Origin of the sequence: uncultured Mucilaginibacter sp. (assembly GCF_903913935.1) — a bacterium.
GTDB lineage: Bacteria > Bacteroidota > Bacteroidia > Sphingobacteriales > Sphingobacteriaceae > Mucilaginibacter.
In genome coordinates, this window is sequence record NZ_CAIWNH010000549.1 from 1 (window position 1) to 4,471 (window position 4,471).

4 protein-coding genes are annotated in these 4,471 nt (G+C 41.9%); all 4 read right to left on the bottom strand.

Annotation, left to right across the window (positions count from 1 at the left end):
* A partial coding sequence (serC, locus tag QZY09_RS22065) for a 3-phosphoserine/phosphohydroxythreonine transaminase (protein WP_295676195.1) occupies positions 1-767 on the bottom strand: 767 nt, incomplete at its 3' end.
* Positions 768-1,039: 272 nt separating this feature from the next.
* On the bottom strand, positions 1,040-1,708 hold the full coding sequence (gene rpe / locus QZY09_RS22070; RefSeq protein ID WP_295676199.1) for a ribulose-phosphate 3-epimerase: 669 nt from the start codon (positions 1,706-1,708) through the stop codon (positions 1,040-1,042).
* Between the two features lie 199 nt (positions 1,709-1,907).
* Positions 1,908-2,183 carry a hypothetical protein gene (locus QZY09_RS22075; protein WP_295676202.1) on the bottom strand — a complete coding sequence of 92 codons (276 nt, stop codon included), beginning with the start codon at positions 2,181-2,183 and terminating at the stop codon, positions 1,908-1,910.
* A 256-nt stretch (positions 2,184-2,439) separates the two neighbouring features.
* Positions 2,440-4,471 (bottom strand): polyribonucleotide nucleotidyltransferase (pnp, locus tag QZY09_RS22080; RefSeq protein ID WP_295676204.1); only part of this gene is annotated, 2,032 nt, incomplete at its 5' end.

Sequence of the window (4,471 nt, forward strand, 5' to 3'; positions counted from 1 at the left end):
GCTACGCCACCTTTTGATTTTAACCAGTTTAAGGTTAACATGGAAACATAAATGGCAAAGCACGGAGGCGTATTGTACATCGATCCACCTTCAATCTGTACCTGGTAGTTAAACATTGCAGGTATTTTACGGCCGCTTTTGCCTAAAATATCATCTTTTACAATTACAAGTGTAGTACCGGCGGGACCCATGTTTTTCTGAGCGCCGGCATAGATCAAACCAAAATCAGCAACGTTGATCTTGCGGCTGAAAATATCAGACGACATATCGCAAACTACCGGAACCGGTGATTTCGGGAAACTTTGCGATTGGGTACCGTAAATGGTATTGTTTGAGGTAATATGAAAATAAGCAGCATCAGCCGGGATCACAAAATCCTTAGGGATATAGGTAAAGTTGCTTTCCTTTGAGGTAGCAACAACCTGCACTTCGCCGAAGAATTTGGCTTCTTTCATCGCTTTGTTTGCCCAAATACCTGTTTCCAGGTAAGCTGCTTTGCCACCTTCGGGCAAAAGGTTATAAGGAGCCAATGCAAATTGTGTGCTCGCGCCACCCTGAAGAAACAATACTGAATAACCTTCGGGAACTTCAAGCAACTCTTTAACCAGCTTTACTGCCTCATCCAGGATAGCTTCAAACTCAGCCGAACGGTGGGATATTTCCAAAATGGAAAGCCCGATCCCGTTAAGATCTAGCACTCCTGCTGCGGCCTGTTTTAAAACTTCGTGAGGTAAAATACCTGGTCCTGCGCCAAAATTATGTTTCATTGTATTTAATTGATTTTTCTATTTCGATGAACCAATCATGAGCAAATATTAATATTGATGCTGTGCATAACGGGTTTCATACTGGTTTATAAATTGGTATGTTGATGAAATTTAAATTAACAACTTCATATTAAGATAGGCCAAAGTTAATTAATTTGACAATAATAATAGAGATTATTTGCTTTTTTTGAAAAATGATACAATTCAAAGACAATCGCTGCCTATAATTTTAAATATTAAAAAAATCAAGGGCTTTTATTGAAATGCTTATATCACGATCGCGATAAACCATTCAAAATTTTCAAATTGGCAATTGCCGCAGTTGGGTCTGTCGCCGAAAAAACAGAGTTCCCTGCAACTAAAACATTGGCGCCGGCTTCAACCAGCCTGGCTGCGTTATCCTTATCAACGCCACCGTCAATTTCAATTAAAAGACCGGGATTCCTGGCTGCGCTTATGGCTTTCAGGTCTTTAATTTTTTTATAGGTATTGGCAATAAATTTTTGTCCGCCAAATCCGGGGTTAACTGACATAAGCAACACCTGGTCCAGGTCCTCAATAATGTCGTCCAGCAACGCAACAGGTGTATGCGGGTTCAAAACCACTGAAGCTTTGCAGCCCAACTCCTTAATATATTGCACCGTACGGTGCAAGTTTGGGCAAACCTCATAATGAACCGAAATAACTGCCGCCCCTGCATCAGCAAACTCTTTTAAATACCTGTCGGGCTCTACAATCATTAAGTGCACATCCAGCGGCTTTTTTGCATGCTTTTTAACCGCCTTTATCACCGGGAACCCAAATGAAATATTCGGCACAAATACACCATCCATTACATCTACGTGTATCCAATCTGCCTCGCTGGCATTAATCATTTCAATATCCCGCTGCAGGTTAGCAAAATCGGCCGCTAAAATTGATGGCGCTATCAGGTGGTTCATGAGGCAAAGGTAGTTTTTTTGTCGGGAAAGTCCGAAAAGTCCGGATGTCCGGAAGAAAAAAATTGCTAAAAATTGAGATTGATTTTAAACTCCGAAATAGTTTTTTGGATTGATGGTGCCACTTGACCATAGATAGTCGGCGGCATTTTCCAGGTCCTTTCTTTCGGACATCCGGACTTTTCCGACTTTCGGGCTCAAACTAATCACAGTTCTGCAACAACGCGTAATACTTTTCCATTAAAACAACATCGTAATTTACCAGGGAGTTATAGGCTTCGGTAACCAGCTCATTGAGGATTGAGGAGCCGAGCTGGCCGGCACCATCGGGAATAGCATCGTAATACTTTATTAATTCTTTTACACGAATGATCTCATTCAGTAATAATTTTACCAAATCAGGCGGAATACCATCCGGCAGCTCACCTGAACTGTTATTAATAAAATCTAAAGGATCATCTGTATTATCCGCGACCATTTTTCATCAAAATCAATTGAGACAAGGATACCCCAAGGTTGAGACAAACATATTTAACTAAGTTAAACACTGCAAAATTGAGTTTTGTTTTAATTATCTTCAAAAAATAAAAAATCAATATTAACAGAAGAAAACCCTCCATAAGAGGGTTTTCTTCTGTTAATATCAGTTAGCGGATAGGTTAGTGATAAATTAAACAAGTTTAAATCAGTCAACTCAATCCCAGCTACCCGATAGCTATCGGGTAAACCACTAATTAGCCTTTATTTTCGGGCTTTGGTAAAAGGGCTTTTCTTGAAAGCTTTAATTTACCTTGTTTATCAATATCAAGCAATTTAACACGAACCTCATCGCCTACTTCAAAAATACCATCCATGGTTTCAAACCTTTTGTGGTCAATTTCCGAAATATGCAATAAACCGTCTTTGCCTGGCATAATTTCAATAAATGCACCGAAAGGCATTATTGATTTCACTTTGCCTTCGTATATTTCACCAACTTCAGGCCTTGCAGCAATTGCTTTAATGCGGCTTACAGCCTTATCAATCGCTTCTTTATTGTCAGCAAAAATCTGCACTACACCCTGGTTGCCAACTTCTTCAATTGAAATAGTAGCGCCGGTTTCGCGTTGCATTTCCTGGATGATCTTTCCTCCCGGGCCAATTACCGCGCCAATGTATTCTTTATCAATACGGATGGTAATGATACGTGGTGCATGCGGTTTGTAATCTTCACGTGGTGCTTCGATGGTTTTCTTCATTTCACCAAGGATATGCAAACGGCCGTCTTTAGCCTGGTGCAATGCCTTGCCTAAAACCTCGTACGACAGACCGTTTATCTTTAAGTCCATCTGTACAGCAACAATACCTTTTTCGGTACCGGTTACCTTAAAGTCCATATCACCCAAATGATCCTCATCACCTAAGATGTCAGAAAGGATAGCATATTTGGTGCCCATTTCGTTGGTGATCAAACCCATCGCGATACCTGATACCGGCGATTTGATCTTCACACCGGCATCCATCAGCGCCAATGTACCGGCACAAACTGTTGCCATTGACGACGAACCGTTTGACTCCAGAATATCAGAAACGATACGGATAGTATATGGATTTTCGTCGTCAGAAGGTAACACTTGTTTTAACGAACGCATGGCTAAGTTACCATGACCGATCTCACGACGGCCTGCTCCCCTGTTCGGGCGAACTTCTCCGGTTGAAAAACCAGGGAAATTATAATGCAAAAGGAATTTTGAATGACCATTGATAAATGCGCCGTCGATCATTTGTTCATCATCCTTCGCACCTAAAGTAACGCTGGTTAATGATTGTGTTTCGCCGCGGGTAAATACTGCCGAACCGTGAGCAGCAGGCAAATAACCAATTTCGCTCCATATCGGGCGGATCTGGGTAGTCGTACGGCCGTCAAGGCGTTTGCCTTCGTCAAGCACCAGGTTACGGATCGCGTCGTATTCCACATCATGGTAATATTTCTTTGCCAGAAATTTGGTAACGTCGTCAATTTCGCCCAAAGTGGCTATATAGGCGTCTCTTACTTCTTTAAATTTAACTGAACGCTCGTCTTTTGCTGAGGCAGATCCTGCAATGGCATACACCTGGTCGTAAGTAGCAGCGTAAATGGCTTTCTTTAAATCTTCGTTGCTATTTTCATGGCAATAAACACGTTTTTCGGTTTTACCTACTGCAATAGCAAGCTCTTTTTGAATAAAACACTGGTGTTTGATGGCGGTATGCGCAAATTTGATCGCTTCAACCAACTCATCTTCCTGGATCTCTTTTGATTCACCTTCAACCATATTCACATCATGCTCAGAACCTGCTACGATAAATTCTAAAGTTGCAGTTTGTAACTGGGTTAACGTTGGGTTGATGATCAATTGACCATCTACCTTAGCTACACGTACTTCAGAGATCGGCCCGTTAAAAGGGATATCAGAAACGGCTAAAGCTGCCGATGCTGCCAAACCGGCAAGGCAATCAGGCATAATATCTTTATCAGCGCTGATCAGGGAGATCATCACCTGTGTATCAGCATGATAATCTTCAGGGAACATTGGGCGCAGCGCGCGGTCAACCAAACGCGAGATCAAAACCTCATAGTCTGATAAACGTGCCTCGCGGCGTAAAAATCCGCCAGGGATACGGCCGGTAGCGGCATATTTTTCCTGGTAATCAACAGATAGCGGCAAAAAATCAACCCCTTCTTTTGCTTCAAGGGAAGAAACAACAGTAGCCAGTAACATGGTATCACCCATTTTAATCACTACA